Source organism: Providencia sp. 2024EL-00732, assembly GCF_044006275.1.
GTDB lineage: Bacteria > Pseudomonadota > Gammaproteobacteria > Enterobacterales > Enterobacteriaceae > Providencia > Providencia huashanensis.
In genome coordinates, this window is sequence record NZ_JBIPDG010000016.1 from 1 (window position 1) to 18899 (window position 18899).

Annotated in this window: 17 protein-coding genes; 7 read left to right on the forward strand and 10 right to left on the reverse strand. The window is 36.8% G+C overall.

Annotation, left to right across the window (positions count from 1 at the left end):
• Positions 1–352: 352 nt before the first annotated feature.
• From purT to ACHB7C_RS18550, 3 genes are all read right to left on the reverse strand, one after another.
• Entirely contained in the window at positions 353–1531 is a 1179-nt protein-coding gene (purT, locus tag ACHB7C_RS18540) for a formate-dependent phosphoribosylglycinamide formyltransferase (RefSeq protein ID WP_264403568.1), read from the reverse strand.
• A 102-nt stretch (positions 1532–1633) separates the two neighbouring features.
• Entirely contained in the window at positions 1634–2560 is a 927-nt protein-coding gene (gene rarD / locus ACHB7C_RS18545) for an EamA family transporter RarD (RefSeq protein WP_042848890.1), read from the reverse strand.
• A 170-nt stretch (positions 2561–2730) separates the two neighbouring features.
• On the reverse strand, positions 2731–3678 hold the full coding sequence (locus tag ACHB7C_RS18550; RefSeq protein WP_395348189.1) for an aminoimidazole riboside kinase: 948 nt from the start codon (positions 3676–3678) through the stop codon (positions 2731–2733).
• A gap of 185 nt (positions 3679–3863) precedes the next feature.
• Between ACHB7C_RS18550 and ACHB7C_RS18555 the strand changes: the two genes are divergently transcribed.
• Positions 3864–5318 (forward strand): glycoside hydrolase family 32 protein, encoded by a 1455-nt coding sequence (locus tag ACHB7C_RS18555; RefSeq protein ID WP_349483997.1) that lies wholly within the window; start codon positions 3864–3866, stop codon positions 5316–5318.
• 84 nt (positions 5319–5402) lie between these two features.
• On the opposite strand, the gene ACHB7C_RS18560 is transcribed toward ACHB7C_RS18555, so the two are convergent.
• Positions 5403–6398, reverse strand: a complete 996-nt coding sequence (locus ACHB7C_RS18560) for a LacI family DNA-binding transcriptional regulator (RefSeq protein WP_166685841.1) — start codon at positions 6396–6398, stop codon at positions 5403–5405.
• A 469-nt stretch (positions 6399–6867) separates the two neighbouring features.
• Between ACHB7C_RS18560 and ACHB7C_RS18565 the strand changes: the two genes are divergently transcribed.
• Positions 6868–7497 carry a response regulator transcription factor gene (locus tag ACHB7C_RS18565; protein ID WP_166685842.1) on the forward strand — a complete coding sequence of 210 codons (630 nt, stop codon included), beginning with the start codon at positions 6868–6870 and terminating at the stop codon, positions 7495–7497.
• Positions 7498–8117: 620 nt separating this feature from the next.
• Here the strand turns inward: ACHB7C_RS18565 and ACHB7C_RS18570 are convergent.
• From ACHB7C_RS18570 to ACHB7C_RS18580, 3 genes are all read right to left on the reverse strand, one after another.
• The gene (locus ACHB7C_RS18570; RefSeq protein WP_129467157.1) at positions 8118–8759 is read right to left on the reverse strand and encodes a helix-turn-helix domain-containing protein; all 642 of its coding nucleotides are present in this window, start codon (positions 8757–8759) and stop codon (positions 8118–8120) included.
• A gap of 211 nt (positions 8760–8970) precedes the next feature.
• Positions 8971–10305 (reverse strand): 30S ribosomal protein S12 methylthiotransferase RimO, encoded by a 1335-nt coding sequence (rimO, locus tag ACHB7C_RS18575; protein ID WP_042848896.1) that lies wholly within the window; start codon positions 10303–10305, stop codon positions 8971–8973.
• Positions 10306–10452: 147 nt separating this feature from the next.
• Entirely contained in the window at positions 10453–11382 is a 930-nt protein-coding gene (locus tag ACHB7C_RS18580) for a haloacid dehalogenase-like hydrolase (RefSeq protein WP_395348156.1), read from the reverse strand.
• A gap of 287 nt (positions 11383–11669) precedes the next feature.
• Here ACHB7C_RS18580 and ACHB7C_RS18585 point away from each other — a divergent pair, with 287 nt between their 5' ends.
• The 5 genes from ACHB7C_RS18585 (at position 11670) to efeB (ending at position 15674) form a co-directional block, all read left to right on the forward strand.
• Complete coding sequence (locus ACHB7C_RS18585; protein WP_042848899.1) at positions 11670–12227, forward strand: iron transporter; 558 nt, start codon at positions 11670–11672, stop codon at positions 12225–12227.
• An 85-nt stretch (positions 12228–12312) separates the two neighbouring features.
• Positions 12313–12648 carry a cupredoxin domain-containing protein gene (locus ACHB7C_RS18590; RefSeq protein ID WP_395348158.1) on the forward strand — a complete coding sequence of 112 codons (336 nt, stop codon included), beginning with the start codon at positions 12313–12315 and terminating at the stop codon, positions 12646–12648.
• Positions 12649–12659: 11 nt separating this feature from the next.
• A complete protein-coding gene (locus ACHB7C_RS18595) occupies positions 12660–13508 on the forward strand; it encodes an FTR1 family protein (protein ID WP_042848952.1) in 849 nt (282 codons plus the stop codon).
• Complete coding sequence (locus ACHB7C_RS18600) at positions 13486–14388, forward strand: EfeM/EfeO family lipoprotein (RefSeq protein WP_129467154.1); 903 nt, start codon at positions 13486–13488, stop codon at positions 14386–14388. Before ACHB7C_RS18595 ends, ACHB7C_RS18600 begins: the two co-directional genes overlap by 23 nt.
• Before the next feature lie 11 nt (positions 14389–14399).
• Positions 14400–15674, forward strand: a complete 1275-nt coding sequence (efeB, locus tag ACHB7C_RS18605; RefSeq protein WP_048608123.1) for an iron uptake transporter deferrochelatase/peroxidase subunit — start codon at positions 14400–14402, stop codon at positions 15672–15674.
• A 163-nt stretch (positions 15675–15837) separates the two neighbouring features.
• Here efeB and ACHB7C_RS18610 read toward each other — a convergent pair whose 3' ends face one another.
• From ACHB7C_RS18610 to ACHB7C_RS18620, 3 genes are all read right to left on the reverse strand, one after another.
• Positions 15838–16572: a vWA domain-containing protein gene (locus ACHB7C_RS18610; RefSeq protein ID WP_131680838.1), complete on the reverse strand. Its 735-nt coding sequence runs from the start codon at positions 16570–16572 to the stop codon at positions 15838–15840.
• Positions 16573–16758: 186 nt separating this feature from the next.
• On the reverse strand, positions 16759–17652 hold the full coding sequence (locus ACHB7C_RS18615; RefSeq protein WP_395348162.1) for a hypothetical protein: 894 nt from the start codon (positions 17650–17652) through the stop codon (positions 16759–16761).
• Positions 17653–17872: 220 nt separating this feature from the next.
• Entirely contained in the window at positions 17873–18799 is a 927-nt protein-coding gene (locus ACHB7C_RS18620) for a LysR family transcriptional regulator (protein WP_129467151.1), read from the reverse strand.
• Between the last annotated feature and the right edge of the window lie 100 nt (positions 18800–18899).

The following is an 18899-nucleotide window of genomic DNA, read 5'->3' on the forward strand; positions in this document are numbered from 1 at the left end:
CTGGTCGTATTAACGTTAAATGGGGTGGTCAATCGGGTCAGTGTACCATTAACTATTCTGCATTAGACACGATTGCAGTTACTGCAGATTCGCCAGTAAGAACTTTAACGGCGGAATGCCAGTAGTCGCCTAAAATAAAAAAGTATAACCTAATGCAACAATTAAATTCTTTTTTAAAATTATGCAGGTACCGTCATATTAGTGCAAGCTTATGACTTATACCATTTATCAGAGAGATAACCACTGCTGCTTTACAACAAAATTTTTTCTTGAATAACCCTTCGTTATCATTTTAATTCTTAATAGTTAAAAGCTCATTCATATAATGTGAATGAGCTCTTTTTATTAGAAATCAACCTGATACTTTAACTTTATCAGCCGCAGTCTTAGCCATTTCCAATGCTTGTTCAATAGAATCAGCAACAGCTAAAGCAACCCCGAGTCGACGAGTTCCTGCAATTTCAGGTTTACCAAATAAACGTAACTGGATATCCGACCCAAATGCAGTATCAATATGACCAAATACCACATCGCTGCTATGCAATTCAGGTAAAATAACCGCAGAAGCACTTGGCCCATATTGACGAATTGCGCCTATTGGGTACCCTAGGAAAGCCCGAACATGTAAGGCAAATTCAGATAAATTTTGTGAAATTAACGTCACCATTCCTGTATCGTGAGGGCGAGGTGAGACTTCATTAAAAATGATCTCATCTGCGCACACAAATAACTCAACACCAAATACCCCATAGCCTCCCAATGCGCTAACTATTTTTTGGGCAACCTCTTGTGCTTTCCTCAATGCAATATCACTCATTTGTTGAGGTTGCCAAGACTCACGATAATCCCCTTTCTCTTGGCGATGACCAACAGGAGCACAAAAATGAATGCCATCAACTGCACTGACTGTTAACAAGGTGATCTCAAAATCAAAATTAACCATTTTTTCAACAATAACGCGGCCCTGTCCCGTGCGCCCACCTTGTTGAGAATATTCCCATGCTTGTTCTAATTCTGCTGCCGAGCGGATAACACTCTGCCCTTTTCCTGACGAACTCATGACTGGTTTTACAATACAAGGAAAACCGATTTTCTCTGCTGCAGTAATAAAATCCGCTTTATTTTCAATAAATCGGTAATCAGAGGTCGGTAAATGAAGTGTTTCCGCTGCCAAGCGACGTATCCCTTCTCTGTCCATGGTAAGAAAAACGGCTTTCGCAGATGGCACGACTCTTTGCCCTTGTTCTTCCAGTTCAACTAAGGTTTTTGTCGCAATAGCTTCAATTTCAGGGACAATAAAATCAGGTTTTTCTAAGGCAACAAGCTGTTTTAATGCTTCGCCATTAAGCATGTTAATTGTGTAACTGCGGTGAGCAATGTGCATAGCTGGCGCATTATCGTATCTATCAACAGCAATCACCTCAATGCCTAAACGTTGGCATTCAATAGCGACTTCCTTACCCAGTTCACCCGCCCCAAGCAACATGACTTTGGTTGCTGAAGCGCACAGCGCAGTACCCAATTGATTCATGATTAATGACCTTATCCGCAAAAATAATAAATGTGATTATATACGCAATCGTTTGCTTTTACTATCAGAGGAAACAAAGTTCATGAATGCTGAGCCTAGTATCTAGCCTAATGGTGTCTTATCACGCCCAGTAATAAAGGGATCTTTATGAGAGAACTTAGTATATTGCTTGCGCAAAATCGCTAAAATACAGAACATCAAACCAATCCATATTAATGAGAAGCTGACACCTTTTACCCAATCAAATAGCTCATTAAATAAAAATACCGCAAGTAAAAATTGGATTGTGGGTTCTATATACTGTGCTAAACCAATTACAGTCAATGAAGTTCTTTTAATTGCAGCCGTGAAAAATAGCAATGGGATAATCGTTACCGGAGCCGCTAGCATATAAAGAATTTTAACTTGCCAATCCCCTTCTGCTACCGCACTTAAACCATTTGAGTTTAACCACCAAGTTATTCCTATTGCTATTGGCAATAACCAAAGAGCTTCTAAAAATAAAGAAGTAATGACATCAAACCGAATAAATTTACGTATTAATCCATATATCGCAAATGCGCTCCCCATCACTAACGCTAGAATAGGTAGTTCGCCATACTGCCATATTTGATAACCGACACCGGCACATATAAAAATAACTGCCATTTTTTCAGAAAAGACAAGTCGCTCTCTGAGAAAGATAACCCCGAGTAAAATTGAAAATAAAGGGTTAATAAAATATCCCAAACTTGCCGCTAGAACTTGTCCATGAGTTAACGCATAAGTGAATGCAGTCCATGAAATAGCCATAATCGATGAGCTAAAGAAACATAAAACAATTGATTTTTTGTCAGCCCAGACTTGGCCCCATAAAGATTTATTCTTAATAATTAAACGAATAAAAAAAAGTATTGGTACTGACCAAATAAGACGTTCAGCAAGTAGTTCTAAAGGTTCGGCGCCAGGAAGTAAACGGTAAAATAACGGTGTTATACCCCATAGAATATAAGAAAAAATGGCAAGAGCCACTCCTGAACGCAGCAACATAGTTTACCCGCAATAAAAACTAATTAAGTGAAATTAGCTTCGTATCATACGCCAAAATATAGAAAATAAAACTGATTGCACCTCCAATATTGGTCGATTTATATCGAAGTAAATATAAATAAAAGTGGATTAGGCAACCATCTTCTATTTACCTTCCATATAGATACTTTTCAAAGGATTTCCCTTTGGGATAATAGTGGTTGCTGTTGTATAAATTCGATTAATTCTTGTTGCGTTGGCGCTACTGAAATCGCCCCTTTTTTAGTCGTTGCCAAAGCTCCACAAGCTGACGCTTGAGAAATAATTTTCATTAAGCTGTCGCCAGTATTTGATAAACCATATTGAGAAACTCCCGCAAGTAAACCCGCCATAAAAGCATCGCCAGCCCCTGTTGTATCAATGCTATCAACTAAATAGGCACTAACTGCTATAGATGTGTAGGACGTAAATACTTGGCAACCTTTAGCGCCTTGAGTGACTATTTTTAAACTGGCAGGATACTTTTGTAATTTAGAAATCGCATCATCAAAACAGCTCTCCTTTGTTAGCCACAATAATTCATCATCCGATAGTTTTAAAATATCTGCTTGCGTTGCAAAAGTATCGATAACACAATGCATTTCATCGGGATCAGCCCACATTTGTGGGCGAATATTGATATCAAAACTCAGTAATCCCCCTGTTTGCTGTATATTTTTTATTGCTGTTGATAACGATGCCCGACAGGTTTCATGTACCAATGCTAATGAGCAAAAGTGCAAAATATCATTACCAAATTTAGGTAAGTTTTTTGCAGTTAAAAATTGATCTGCTGAAGGGGAAACTAAAAAAGAAAATTCACGTTCACCATTTTCATGTAATGATACTAAAACGGTACTCGTTTTATATTTGTCATCAAACTCCATCGCACTGGTATCCACTCCTAGTTCAAATAAGGTTTTCTGCATAAAATGCCCAAAAGCCTCTTCCCCTACCCTGCCAATAAAACCACTGTTTTGCCCTAAACGTGCAACGCCAGCGGCGACATTAACGGGGGCTCCACCAGCACAAGCTTCATATTGCATCCCTTTAAGGGGGAGCAAATCAATTACTGCATCGCCTAAAGCCCAGACTTTCATCATATCTCCTTTACTGACTACGTGTTTTTATTATCTATTAATGAATATATACATTACCTACTAATGAAATTTTCACTAGCAAACTGTTAACGTTAACATTAGTATAAATACATCATTAAAGAAACGCACGAGTTATCTCATCTTATTTATCCATTTCGGTATGGGGAAATAACTAAGGAAGCACAATGAAAAATCAACTTGAATTAGCGAATAACACCATTCAAACATCAAGAAAAAACCTAGATTTTCAATTCTATCCTCAATATCATCTCGCTCCTTTTGCTGGCTGGATGAATGACCCAAATGGGTTGATTTATCACCAAGGTCAATATCATGCTTTTTATCAACATCATCCATTTAGCGCTAGCTGGGGGCCTATGCATTGGGGGCATGCAACAAGTACTGATATGGTCCACTGGCAGCACCAACCTATTGCATTAGCACCTAGTGAAGAGTATGACCGTGATGGCTGTTTTTCGGGTTCCGCAGTTAGCCATAACGGTGAACTCTATCTGTTCTACACGGGTCATATTTGGTTGGGTAATCAAGGTGATGACAGCCAAATTATTCAGTCTCAATGCGTTGCGATTAGTACAGATGGTATTCATTTTGAAAAAAAAGGAGTTGTCATTCCGCCAATTGAAGGGTTTATGCATTTCCGTGATCCAAAAGTTTGGCAGCAAAACAATAAGTGGTGGATGGTGGTCGGTGCAAGAGATCCCCATAATCATGGTCAAATACTCTTATTTAGCACTTCAGACTTATTAAATTGGGATCAAAACTACCAAGTGCTGGCTAAAACTGATGATAAGGGTGTTTATATGTGGGAATGCCCTGATTTTTTTCCTCTAGGGAAACATTTTATTGCTTTATTTTCACCTCAAGGGAAAAAAGCTGAAAAGTACCAATATCGTAATCTTTTTCAAAATGGTTATTTAGTCGGGAATTGGTCACCAAACTCCCCTTATACAATTACTCACCAATTTACCGAATTAGATTTTGGGCAGGATTTTTACGCACCACAAACTTTTTTATCGAAAGATGGTCGCCGTATTGCAATAGCTTGGATGGATATGTGGGAAAGTCATATGCCATCCCAAAAAGATGGGTGGTCAGGTTGTTTTACTTTACCCAGAGAGCTTACTCTTAATGAACAAGGCAAAATTATTTCTAGACCTATTGAAGAATTAAAGTCTTTACGGCAATCCACTACGCACTTATCCACAATAAATTTAGAAAAGAACACAACGGTTTTAGTGAATGAAGATGCCTCCAGTTGTGAACTAGAACTTATTTGGGATTTACAACAGAGCCCCGCGGAGAAATTTGGTTTTTGGATTGGTTACGGAGTGCAATTTTATATTGATAACCAAAACCAACTATTAACCTTAATGCGCCATTATCCTGAATATACAATTAGTGATAGCCGCAGTGTTCCATTACCTGAAACCCAGCAGCTAAAAATACATGCTTTTGTTGACCGCTCCAGTCTTGAAATATTCATTAATGATGGTGACATTAATTTTAGTTGCCGTATCTACCCACATGAGGGGGAGCGAGATTTAAAACTATTTGCAATAAATAACCAAGCAAAGTTAGAGAAAGCAACCTATTGGCATCTCGAAAAGGCTATCGTATAAGTAGAGAAGTTCTGTTGGAAATATTAAGAAGCTGTTACTACACCACTAGCCAACAACCTCTTGAAATAGCTAAATATTTTCATATTAAAATGAGTTACGTTCTAACAAGTCGCATGCAACGTATTGAACCCCATCTAACTGGCGTTCTTCTATAATATGTAAAGCGGCTTGTTGCCCCAATTGATAATGCGGTAATACCACAGTGCTTAATGGTGGGTAAAATAATTCCCCAACACCAATCATATTATCATAACCAAGCACCGCAATATCTTGAGGGATGCGTAATCCACGGCTAAGCAACACTTGATATGCTAAGAATGCAATGCGGTCGTTTCCACAAATGACGACATCAAAATCTGGTTTCTTATTTTTAAAGTGGCGATTGATTAAATTTATAACATCCAAATAATGTTCATCACCTAGTTCTAAATGATATTGTTTTAAAGATTGTTTAGGTAAATTAGCATTATTCCACGCCGCCTCAACTGCTTCACTGCGAATTTTCCCAGCCAATGTTTCTTGTGGGATATAAAGACACAATGGATGGCGATATCCCTTATCAATTAAACGCTCAACTGCATTATATTGGCCATTAAAATCATCTGGTATATAGGCCGGAAATTTATTTTCTTTATCTACACAATTAGCTAAAACAAGACGGTTATTATGTAGCGTTTCTGGAATAGAGACTTCTCGAAGCCCCATTGTGGTATAAATAATACCATCAGGACGTTGGGACAATAGTTGGCGAACCGCTCTTTCGCTGTCTTCACTTGATGTGATATTAACCACAAAACTGCTCCAACCAAATTGCCTTGCTGTTTGTTCTATTGAAAGGATCATTTCTACTGAAAATGGAGTTGTCGCTGTGTCGAGCGCTAAAACACCTACTGTAGAAATTTTTGAACTTTTCCCCCTTATCTTCCGAGCAGAAAAATCTGGGACATAATTAAGTGACTCAATAGCTTGTTGAACCTGTTTCAATGTTTCAGGTTTGAGTAAGCCAGGGCTATTAATTGCCCTTGATACCGTCATCAATGAAACATTTGCTAGTCGCGCTACATCTTTTAAAGAAGCCATTAAGTATATTCACTCATTAAAAAAGGTCGAGGATAAATTTTAGCATGTTAGATATAAAAAGCACCCACTGTTAATCAATCTAAAACAAGTATAAATACTTAACAGAACTTCACTCAGCCCCACATTTTAGACTTTTTATGATTAGCTATTTGCGATATTATTGGAAGAACTTATAAATTTTTTATATATTTTGTTAGGGAAAAAACTCGTTAAACAAGTAAAACCACCTAATATGTTACATAACATTAATCGAATCTTACGCATTGACACAAACTTTAACCATTGTTTCTATTTTTATATTAAATTTAACTAGATGATATTTTTAATATAAATTAAGGTCAGTAATACATTAATAAAAAGAACAACGATCAGTAGAAAATATTACCGTGAAATTCATTTTTCGGTTTATTTATCTACGTATTTTATCAAATTAATATGAATATCAAATCAGTTTAACAGGAGTATGGTGATGAATAACACCATTCACGTAATCATAGATAGTGATAATGTCTTTAAGAATAAGCTGAAATTAATGATGGAATCTTTTGGTTTTATCTTTAAATTTTATAATAACGAAGAAACATTTATGAGTAATTATACTTACCCTTTCGAGAGCAATGTGAAAGAATGTATTTTATTATTCTTAAATAATGATGAGAACCGTATTAATAGATTAAACAATATAAGTAGCAATTTCGGTATTGTGCCATTTATTGTTCTTACTGAAGAGCCTTCTATCAATCTGTGTCGCGAAAGCTTTAAATCTGGAGCTTTTGATTTTTTCCCTTTTCCTTTCAAAGATATTGAAATTTTGAATGCTATTAGTAATGCAACAGAACTGTTCGTCTCTATGCATGAAGAGCACAAAAAATATACCTACCTATCTGATAAGTTTGCTCGCCTCTCGACTAGAGAAAGAGAAATCATGGATATGATATTAGAAGGTAATACGAGTAAAGAAACGGCAGAAAAACTCTCTTTATCACCTAGAACTGTAGAGGTTCATCGCTCTAATATTTATACAAAACTAGGTATTAAATCACTTCCTCAGCTTATTCAAGAATACGACTATATCAATACCTATCCTAAACATATTTAATCTATATGATATGTTTCCTTTCTTATGTAAATTATTATTTCTGATGGTTTAATATTAAACCATCAGAAATTCTCTCCCTTAAAAATGATTAATCTATATAATCTAAGATAAATATAGATTAAAATCCTGTATATTTAAAAATAATAACTAAAATTCATAAATTACAGAAAAAATACAAATACACTATATTTGACTAAAGAGCCACTTAAGTTAATTAATAATTTCAGTCGTAATGATAACCTTCCGAATTTATCTAATAAGATGATAGAATTAAGCTTTATTAAGCTACTGTTCAAAAATATTTTATATAACATATTTTTATGAAATCTGTTGCTTTTTGCTAACAATTCCTTCGAGCGAAAATATAAAAAAATAAGGCTTTTTACAACATACATACCTCATCTACTTCGTCATAATGAGCTTACTTTTTCATTTCTCTTTATTCCAATACATCTGATAGCAGTACAGAGAGGTAAGCCAAATCTGCCTTTCCATACGACCGATCACAATATTGGCTAATTCTTTTGCGCTTCACTATTTTTATGGCTCATGACTGGCCATAAGAGTAGTCAGAAGCGCACTCTTTTTGACTTTATGCAGTGATACAACTAGGCTATAGATTACTTATATTCTTTAATATTGATCTCATATTGTTTTAGCTTACGCCACAGCGTTGTTCTCCCCATATTGAGCACCTGATGCATCTGTTGGATTTTACCTTTACAGGCTTGCGCGACTTCAATAATCAATTCTTTTTCAACAGATTGAATATCCATGTTAGCAAAACGTTGTTCCCCTTTCGCTTCATACGGTATTTTCTGCAAATAATAGTGACACTTTAGTTTTTCACTTGCTTCTCTAGCAAGAGATTGAGCTAGCGCGAGCAGAAGATTACCGTTATCTCCAACGGTTGAAAAAGCCACGATCAGGAATAGTTCATCGGTAGGCCAATATACAGGGGCTAAATAATAGAATGTACCATGTAACTCAATTGGGCTGGCAAATAACCTTGTTCTCGCACCTTCAGTCATATCCCCTAATAATAGGTTTGCAATTTCAAAAGCGCCTTTCGATTCATTACTTAGCCATAGCGTTTCGCCCTGCGTGCTAATGCATGAAACATCGATGTTGAAATTATATAATGGCGATAATCCATCCATGATGGTCCCACTAACAAGGTCCATCATAAAATCATAATCAATTGAATTATAATGATTAAATTTATTCGATATTGCTGTTGGAAATATTAAATGAGCCGACATAGTCATCCTTATTCTTCGATAAGAGTTATTTGATTATGTCAATTTCCCATTTAATTTTTATATTCTAGATCAAGTTATTTATTGATAGTTTTTTCACCATTGATCTACATCAATTTACCACCCGCAATCGAATAGTTCGCCATCAATGAATAAAAATAGCCTGCTTTTTTTATCTTTAAGCAGGCTATAAAATGTACTAATCAATAAGTTATTAATCGGTAACTATCGAGCCCCATAAATCATATTCATCAGCATGTTCGACCTTAACTTTAACAATATCACCGGCCTTAACATTAAACTCACCATTTAGATAAACCATACCATCGATTTCAGGTGCATCTGCCATACTACGCCCAACAGCCCCTTCATCATCAACTTCGTCAATAATCACTAAAATTGTACTGTCAATTTTATCTTGTAAACGCTGCGTTGAAATTTGTTGTTGTAATTGCATAAAACGATGGTAGCGCTCTTCTTTAATTTCTTCAGGTACTTGATCCTCAAGCTCATTCGCTTTCGCACCTTCTACTGGGCTATATTTAAAGCACCCGACTCTATCTAGCTTAGCTTCAGCTAAGAAATCCAATAGCATTTGGAAATCTTCCTCGGTTTCCCCTGGAAAGCCAACAATAAAAGTCGAACGCAACGTTAACTCAGGGCAAACTTCTCGCCAACGCTTAATCCGTTCCAATGTCCTTTCCACTGCCCCAGGACGTTTCATTAATTTGAGGATTTTTGGACTAGCATGTTGCAAAGGTATATCCAAATAAGGTAATACTTTTCCTTCAGCCATCAATGGGATCACGTCATCAACATGTGGATATGGATACACATAATGTAAACGCACCCATACCCCCATAGAAGCAAGTTGTTCACATAAACCAACCATGCTGGTTTTTACTGGCTGCCCATCCCAAAACCCCGTTCTATGTTTAACATCAACACCGTACGCAGAAGTATCTTGTGAAATCACGAGTAATTCTTTTACGCCAGATGCAACTAAACGCTTCGCTTCATTTAATACATCACCAATTGGACGACTATCTAAATCCCCTCTCATTGAAGGAATAATACAAAAAGTACAGCGATGATTGCACCCTTCCGAAATTTTTAAATAAGCATAATGCTTAGGCGTTAGTTTAACCCCTTGTTCGGGAACTAAGCTAAAGAAAGGGTCATGTTCTGGTTTAGGGACATAGTGATGAACATGGTTTAGTACTTGTTCATAGCTATGTGGGCCTGTGATTTCTAAGACTTTTGGATGAACTTCACGAATTTGATTTTCTTTTGCGCCGAGGCACCCAGTCACTATAACTTTGCCGTTTTCGTTTAACGCCTCACCAATCGCCTCTAACGATTCTTGTACTGCGCTATCGATAAAACCACAGGTATTGACGATGACTAAATCTGCATCATCGTAACTTGGCACCACTTGATAGCCATCTGTGCGTAACTCAGTCAAAATACGTTCTGAATCAACTAGGTTTTTCGGGCAACCAAGGGAAACGAAGCCAATTTTAGGCACCGAATTAGTATTTTGCGACATAACTCACTTCTTTTATTATTTTAGAAAAATGGGCGAAATTTTACCTGAAGAAGAAAAGGAATTGTATAAATTTTTAGCGATAATAATGAATTTTTAAAGCTAAAAGAGCCAATCAGAATAGCCCTTTTAACTAGAAAATAAATTGCACTAACGATTGATTGAACGGGCAATTCGCGAGTAAGTATGCCTAACACCACGGATCACAATACCATAATTTAAAATATTTTCTGGTAATGCAATTCCGTTGTAGCCCGAATCGCCAATATGATGTAAATCAGTCCCTGCCATTTTACACATTAACGCAATTTGCCTAATCGTTTGTAAGTCAGCTCCCTCTTGGGAGGTTCCAATTGCTGTCATTGTCATAACCCCTTGAGAATGGCAATAACCAACCATTTTTTGTACAAATTCTAATGAAATCCCAGGGACGGTACCGGGCGCTGATAATAAAATAATGTCAGCACCACTGGCAATAAATGCCCGAATATCATCTTCCGTAATTAATTGTTCAGCAGAAGCATTCAAAACACCCGCTGCATGCATTTTCCCTGTAATAAGAACAATATCTTCGCCTACCACGGCTTTAAGCTCTTTAAGGCTTTGGTTAATTTCTTCATTGGTAACACCGTTCCCGGGGTTGCCCGTTAGAACAATAATATCAGCCCCCATTTCTTTTAATTTCAGTGCATTTTTTACTGTTGCCAAGCGCCCTTCCGATATTTTCCACTGTGCATCTTGCGTTGGGTTATTAAACCCTGCTGGAACTGGTTCGAGGTTCACACCGATCGCCCGACCCGTTAAATGCTTAAGAGTGCGAATCACCGCCTCAGGAGCCGTTCCTTCTGGTAACCCTTGTAGAATAGGTTGATTAACATCAAAAACATTTAACAGCAAAATATCAGCACCTTGACTCGCGGCTAGCTCCGCATTCGTGACTGTCATTAATACGGGTTGAATAGTGCCAATGGTTTCAGAAACCAATAGCCGCCCCTCACTGGCCTTAATTGACTCTAATAGCGTCTTTTTACTTAGCTTGGCAATCTCTGAGGCTGAACAATCAAGATAACGTTTTTGCATAGTTGTCCCTTTCTTTATCAATCAAAAGAATTTATTAAAAGAACTTTAACTAATTTCATAACAATCAGCGAAATATATCATGTATAAAATTATAAACTGCCTAATAGAACACATTATGAATAAGTTATTTTTTTAAGAATAATAACTTTTTCTAACATATAGATTTTTATAAAAAAAGTGTACTTTTAACCTTTTAATGCCTATTCCATTTAAAATTACTGCTTGTTTTTTACCAATAGTAATGATTATCATTACGACTCAATATTACTTATGGTAAGGACGAAATAATGAAACTCGCATACAAAGCTGCTGTTTCGGGTCTCACGCTATTTTCAATCGCTGCATTCGCTCAAGAATATCCACTTGGCCACCCAGTGATCAAAAATGGAATGGAAATCCAAGGGGTCTATTTACAACCCATCACAATGGATACTGAAGAAGGTCACCATGCAATGTCTCATTTACCCGCAGACAAAGCAGATGTTCATTTAGAAGCTGATATCCATGCTGTTGAAGATAATCCGAATGGCTTCGCCGAAGGCGATTGGGTCCCTTACCTAACAATCGAATATTCCGTTACAAAACTTGGTGATAAACCACAAACGCAAACAGGTACGTTTATGCCAATGGTAGCGAGTGATGGCCCTCACTATGGGGAAAACATCAAATTAGACGGTAATGGTAAATATCGTGTGGTCTACAAAATTTATCCACCTTCACACAATAAAGATGTTGCCTTTGGTCGCCATATTGATAAAGAAACAGGTGTCGCTCCTTGGTTCCAGCCTTTTGAAGTCTCTTGGGACTTTGACTACGCGGGTATTGGTCGTAAAGGTAGTTACTAATTTCTCACCAAATTAGTTAAGGGCTTAACCGGGAATCTTTCCACGCAAGCCCTTTTTTATTTGCGCTTAAAATGGATAAGCCAAGATGAAAACAATACTGAGCTTTATACTGCTTATTGCTTGCACTATTACGCCGCAATATTCACTTGCGGCAGAAAAATTCACAGTCGAATTAGAAATGAAAAATGGAGACCTCATTCCTCGAGTGCTCGAAGTCCCCGCCAAAACAATTATTCGCATTAAAATCAAAAATACGGGTACAGAACCTGCTGAATTTGAAAGTATTCAATTGAGAAAAGAAAAAGTTTTAGCGCCAGGCGCAAGTTCTGTTGTTGTCATTGCGCCGCTAAAACCAGGTACTTATAGCTTCTTCGATGACTTTCACCTTTCTCACCCGAAAGGCGAGATCATTGCTAAATAAAAGGATGTAACATGGGGCAAGTTCTCTTTGTTGTGTGGCGAGAAAGTTTTGAAGCGCTTTTAGTTATCGGTATCATCTATGCGTGGATAAAACGTCACCCTGATGCTCGTAATGGCATGAAATACCTATGGGGGGGCGTTGCCCTTGGGCTAGCAATGTCCATATTGCTTGCACTGCTTATCTATGGCGTATTTAACGTCCTCGATGATACAGGCCAATCATTGTTTATGATCTTTATGGAATTACTTGCCTGTGTTCTTATCGTCCAAATGGTTTATTGGATGAATAAACACGGTAGTTCTATGAAAGCAGAAATTGAGTCGGGGATTAACCGCAATGCTGCACACCATAACTGGTGGGGAGCTTCACTCATTATCGCCATCGCAATTGCCCGTGAAGGGAGTGAAATTGTGGTATTCCTTTCTAGTTTTATTATGTCATTAACAACCAATAATGCATCTGAATTCTTTATCGAAGTCGCTGGCGGAATAGCAATTGCTGCCCTGACCCTTTACGCTTTTTTATTGACCAATCGCTTAATCTCTTGGGCTATATTTTTCAAAGTTACAGGGGTGATCCTACTTTTCCTTGCATTATCACTTCTACTAAAAGGGGTGGAAGAAAGTGCTAACCTACTGATTGAGTATGATTTTGCTATCCCCGAGTTTTTAATTTATCCCGCTTGGGATACTACCGCTTTACTGGATGATTCAGGTATTGCGGGGAATTTTATTTCCTCTTTCTTTGCCTATCGCTCACAACCGATATGGCTAAGTGTAATAACCTTTATTCTCTATTGGGTAATTGTGATACCGCTATTTGCAAGGAGCAAAAAAAATGTGCAGCTTGCTAAGGTATAAATTCAAATGGTTATTTTTTAGCTTAATATTAGGGGTCGTTGTTCCTTCATTAAGTTATGGCAAAGCACTAAGGTCCCCAGTACAGACTGGGGATAACATCATTATTGCTAAAGGGGATATCCCCACTCCAGAGAAATACCAAGATTCAATCCATACCTACATGAATTTTATCACTGCTGAATTAGCAGAAATGGTTATCCAGCTAGAGTTACTACAGCAAAATTTACAACAAGGGAAGCTATCGGCAGCTCAACACGCTTACATCATAGCCCATCAACACTACGAGACTGTTCGTCCAATTATAGTGTTATTCGGTAACACAGATAGAACCATTAACCCTAGGGCAGATTATTTTCTCGATAAAGAAAAAGACTATCGCTTTACTGGGTTTCATCTTGTTGAATACCAATTATTTGCTGCAAAAAATCCAACACAAGCATTAGCGGCTAATGAAGAGTTACTCATTAAAGGGCGCGATTTGCATAAACGAGTCACAACAGAAACTATTGAGATCCCTAAATTAGTACAGGCTTCCGCTGACTTTATTGAAATGATCCTAGAAACAAAATTAGAGGGTAAAGAAAATATCTACAGCTTATCTGATTTAACCGATATTGCTGCTAACTTAAAAGGTTCGCAAGAAATCATCAACGTTATTCAACCTTTTATTGAAAAGAATACACTTAAGCAATTACAAGAAAATACTCTACGGATCAATAAAATCATGCAGCCATATTATATGGCTGATAGCACATATCAACCTTATAGCCAGCTAAAACAACAAGACAAAATGGCACTTTATTCATTACTCACTCAACAAGCCGAAACTTTAGCAAAGTTACGGGCTCAGCTCGATGTTGATGTTTACTATAAATATTAAGGCATAAATTTATGCAAGCTAAACCTAGAAGTATTTTGCAAGCAACAGGAATGTCACGAAGAAATGCATTAAAAGCTTTCGCTATTGGTAGCGCGGTTTTAACTATTCCAACTTTAAAAGCTAAAGAAAAATTCGCTGATTGCCAACCCACTTACAATAAAGCGGTTAATTATCTTGGAGAACACCAAGCCGGTGTATTAACACCCGAGCCTAAAAATGCCTCATTTATCGCTTTCAATATTACGTCGAATACTGTTGAAGAACTACAAACTATTTTCGCTTTGTTAACCGAGCGCATTGCATACCTTACCCAACCACAAACAATACCTTCAACAGAAAATGATAAAATGCCTCCAGCTGAGTCCGGTATTCTCGGGACACATTTGCAACCTGACCTACTCACTATCACTGTGGCCCTAGGAAACTCCCTTTTTGATAACCGATTTGGTCTCAACAAAATTAAACCTAAATACCTCAGTGAAATGACGAGTTTTCCTAACGATAGGCTAGAGAAAAAATGGTGTGGTGGGGACTTTTTACTACAAATATGTGCCAACAGCCAAGAAAGTGTTATTTATGCATTAAGGGATATTTTACGCCATGTATCTCCCTATTGCTTCCCATTATGGAAAATTGACGGCTTCTTACCTGCACGAGATATCGACAATCACTCGACTCCAATTAACTTGTTCGGTTTTAAGGATGGAACGGGCAATGCCCCCTCTTCTGACACATCATTGATGAATAAACTGATTTGGATAACAGATGGAAGTAAAGAACCTTCTTGGTGTGATGGCGGTACATACCAAGCCGTGCGCTTAATACGCTTCAATCTTGAATTTTGGGATAGAACGCCATTAGAAGATCAAGAAAACGATTTTGGACGTCATAAAGACTCCGGAGCACCAATAGGGATGAAAAATGAACATGATGACCCAGCCTTTGAAAAAGACCCACATGGCGATCGTATATTGTTTGACTCTCATATGCGCCGTGCTGAGCCTCGTAATCCTGAACGTTATACTGCCAAGCTTAGGCGCAGAAGTTACAGCTATTCTTTAGGCTTAACAGAGTCTGGTGCTCTAGATATGGGGCTAATCTTTGTATCTTTTCAACAAAATTTAAAAACGGGTTTTATTGATACTCAAAAACGTCTCAATGGTGAACCCCTAGAGAGATACATAAAGCCTTTCGGTGGTGGGTACTACTTCGTCTTGCCGGGGGTAAAAAATTCACAAGGTTATCTTGCTGAAAAAATGTTTACAGCATTAAAACAAACCAAATAAAGTGATTTAACTCTCCTATCATGTAAAAGGCCCCTCAGTAGTTAGACAATCAATTACTGAGGGGCTTTTACCATTTACAATTAATATTCTTAATCACTAGCCATTGGCTATATCACCTAAATATTATCTACTCATCACTGTTGTTTAGGCTTTACTGCATTTATTATTTTTGGCGTTCCTTCACATCCGCTTCAACTTCCTGTTTCCAATCCTCTGATATTGGTGCAGACATCTGCTTTGATTCAACCGCTTTATTGACAGCACGATAAGCTTTATCATATCCCGTACCATCTTGGACATACCCCGTCGCATTAGCACCTTTAATGCCAATGTTTTCAGCTTCAGAAATTGCGTCAATATTTGCACCTAAGAAAATAAAATCCCATTTATCTTCCGTTTCCGCTGATTTAATCATCGCTTTAATTTTAGCTTGAGAATATTTACGACTGCTATTTTCTTGACCATCCGTAATAATGATAAATAGAACATTATTATTTTTAGTCACTTTTCTATTTTCACGCATTTTTTCGATGCCTTCCCCAATTGCGTCTAATAGTGCGGTATAACCGCCAACTGGGTAATCATCCAGCGTTAAATTAGCTACTTTATCAATAGGTTCCCTATTGTAGAGCAGGCTTGTTTTATCATTAAATAGCAGTGTCGTAATGTAAGTTTTGGCTTTTTTGTCTCTATTTTCAGCAAGAACACTGTTATAGCCGCCAATAGTATCTGATTCGAAACCAGACATTGATCCACTTTTATCGAGAATAAAAACGAGATCTAAAACATCAGGTTCTTTCTTAATTTCGACAACTGATTTGCTACTTGCAACAGTAGTGAACAACAATAAAAATGCTGCTGATATAACAGCAAAAACAGATTGCTTTGATAGGTTCATTGCCGAGTTCCTTGGTATGGTTGATATAAAGACTTCCATATCCAATGTCTCTTTTCCTACTATTATTTCAAATAAGATTACTCTGCTTACTTAATAAGCATTTTCTTAATTAAGAATGAGACGAACCATTACTAAATAATTAGCTCTTATGTGTAGAAATATCACTGTAATTAGAATAAGTTAAATTTACCTTACCCAAATACCATTTTCCCTGAGTAAATTAATTTGTTGGATAAATTCATTATATTTCACATTTTCAGAAACGGTATTAGATGTAGAACTCTGCGCATATTCATGAACTAATTCAGTTGTCGCTTGATAGAATTCTTCATTCAGCTTTTTATGTATATCAGCATCATCAGAATCTTTCAGCTTTCTAACCAATTTTACTAGTTTTTCTGCTTTTAATTGCACATTAGCATTAGCAAAATCAGCGGTGGGTTCTACATACATAAAATCTATATTCACGGAATCTAAAAAACCATGATGATTTTTCTGAGGTAATAGGTTTTTGTTATATTCATTTTTTATATATTGAATTAATTCAAGCTTATCAAAGCACTTAGATTTAATATTCCCATCTAAATTATCGTCATAAAGGGTAATTGACTCAGGAAATGCTTCCCCTACAGGGTAACTACATCTAAATATATTTGCATCAATGATCGTGGCATTTGAGCTTCGAATAGGCATTTCTAACTCATGACCATTAATGGTAACAGGGTAACTAGCAGGCTGAAACCTATTTTCTTTACCATCAACCGCATACACTTCAGATAAAGTATAATAAACAAACTGATTTGGGTTAATAATCCCACCTGAATTATTTTCAAAAACAAAAAAGTCAGTTATATGCCCTTTTTCATCTTCTAAGTGATGTAACCCACTAGAAATTAGAATAACCCCTTTCCCATCCGGTAAAATATCATAACCTTTACCATCTAACTTAAAGGTCATTGTATCTGTACTAGGGTTAGTGTAATAGAATTTACCTTTTCCATCTAACGCCTGAAAATCATCACAAGCAGAAATAGATATGACTGCGGCAATAAACCAAATAATTTTTAGGATGATTTTCATAATATTATTTCCAAATGATAATTTTATAGTTATTCTAAATAATCAGAATGTTACACCTGAATGAGGGGGGTTATCTCTCACTTTAAATATTACCAGCAATGCTAACAGTATATTATTAATTGATATTGATAAAAATAACTTTACGATAAGTGCTTTAACTAACTAATTTACTGTTAACTATCTATTTTGTTGCAATCAACACCCTAAAATAGTTTAAATATTATCCATTATGACCACGTAATACTTTTAATAATACTTGATAAACATCCTCCATCATTGGTGTAAGAGGCTGATTATTACATATTAAAGCGACTGTACGAGTTAATTCAGGCTGCTGAAGTTGTAATACTTTCAGTTCAGGGTCACGTAAATGAACAGTATAAAGTTGAGGTAGGATGGCAATAGCTAGTTTAGAACGAACTAAACCATATAGAGTTTCAATATAATCAACTTGATAACGAATATTTAATTTGAGCCGATGGCTTTCTACTGTTGCAGCAACTAAACGTTGAATATTCCCTTTAGAAAATACAGCAATGTCGCGATTATTCAGTAATTTCCAAGGTAAATGAAATTCATTGTTCGCTAACCTGTCATCATGATGAATAACAGCAACAAAAGGGTCATCTTGTAATGGGGAAATACTCAGCTCTTGTGGAACTGAACTGTCTAGAACCCCTATGCCAAAATCAACTTCATGATTAATTATCTGGTTCACGAGTGAGTCATTAGTTTGATCATAAAACTCGGTTTTTAATCTAGGAAATAATTGGTTTAATTGTTCAGGAACAGATGGAAATACTAATGAACTCACAGAAGGAACAAGCCCTATACGCACTATACCATCACCACCATCCTCGATGATTTTTTGAATATCACTAAATGCACGATGCGACACACTGAGGATTTGCTGTGCATGAGGTAAAATAGCAGCACCTAGTTCCGTTAATGTGACTGATGATGCCGTTCGATTAATTAGCTTTCCACCTAAAACAGATTCAATTTGCCGTAAAGCACTACTAAGTGCAGGCTGACTTACAGCTAAACGATTAGCTGTTTCAGTAAAATGACGCAGCTTTGCCAAAGTGACAAAATACTGTAATTGTTTGAGCGTCAGTGCCGGCAGCCGTTGCCAAGGTTCTGTCATAATCGTTAATTGTCTGCAGATTGAATAATCATGGAATATTCATCCTATCATAACCTTCTCTTATAGCCTGATAAATTTTATCATCTTGGCAAACGTTTGC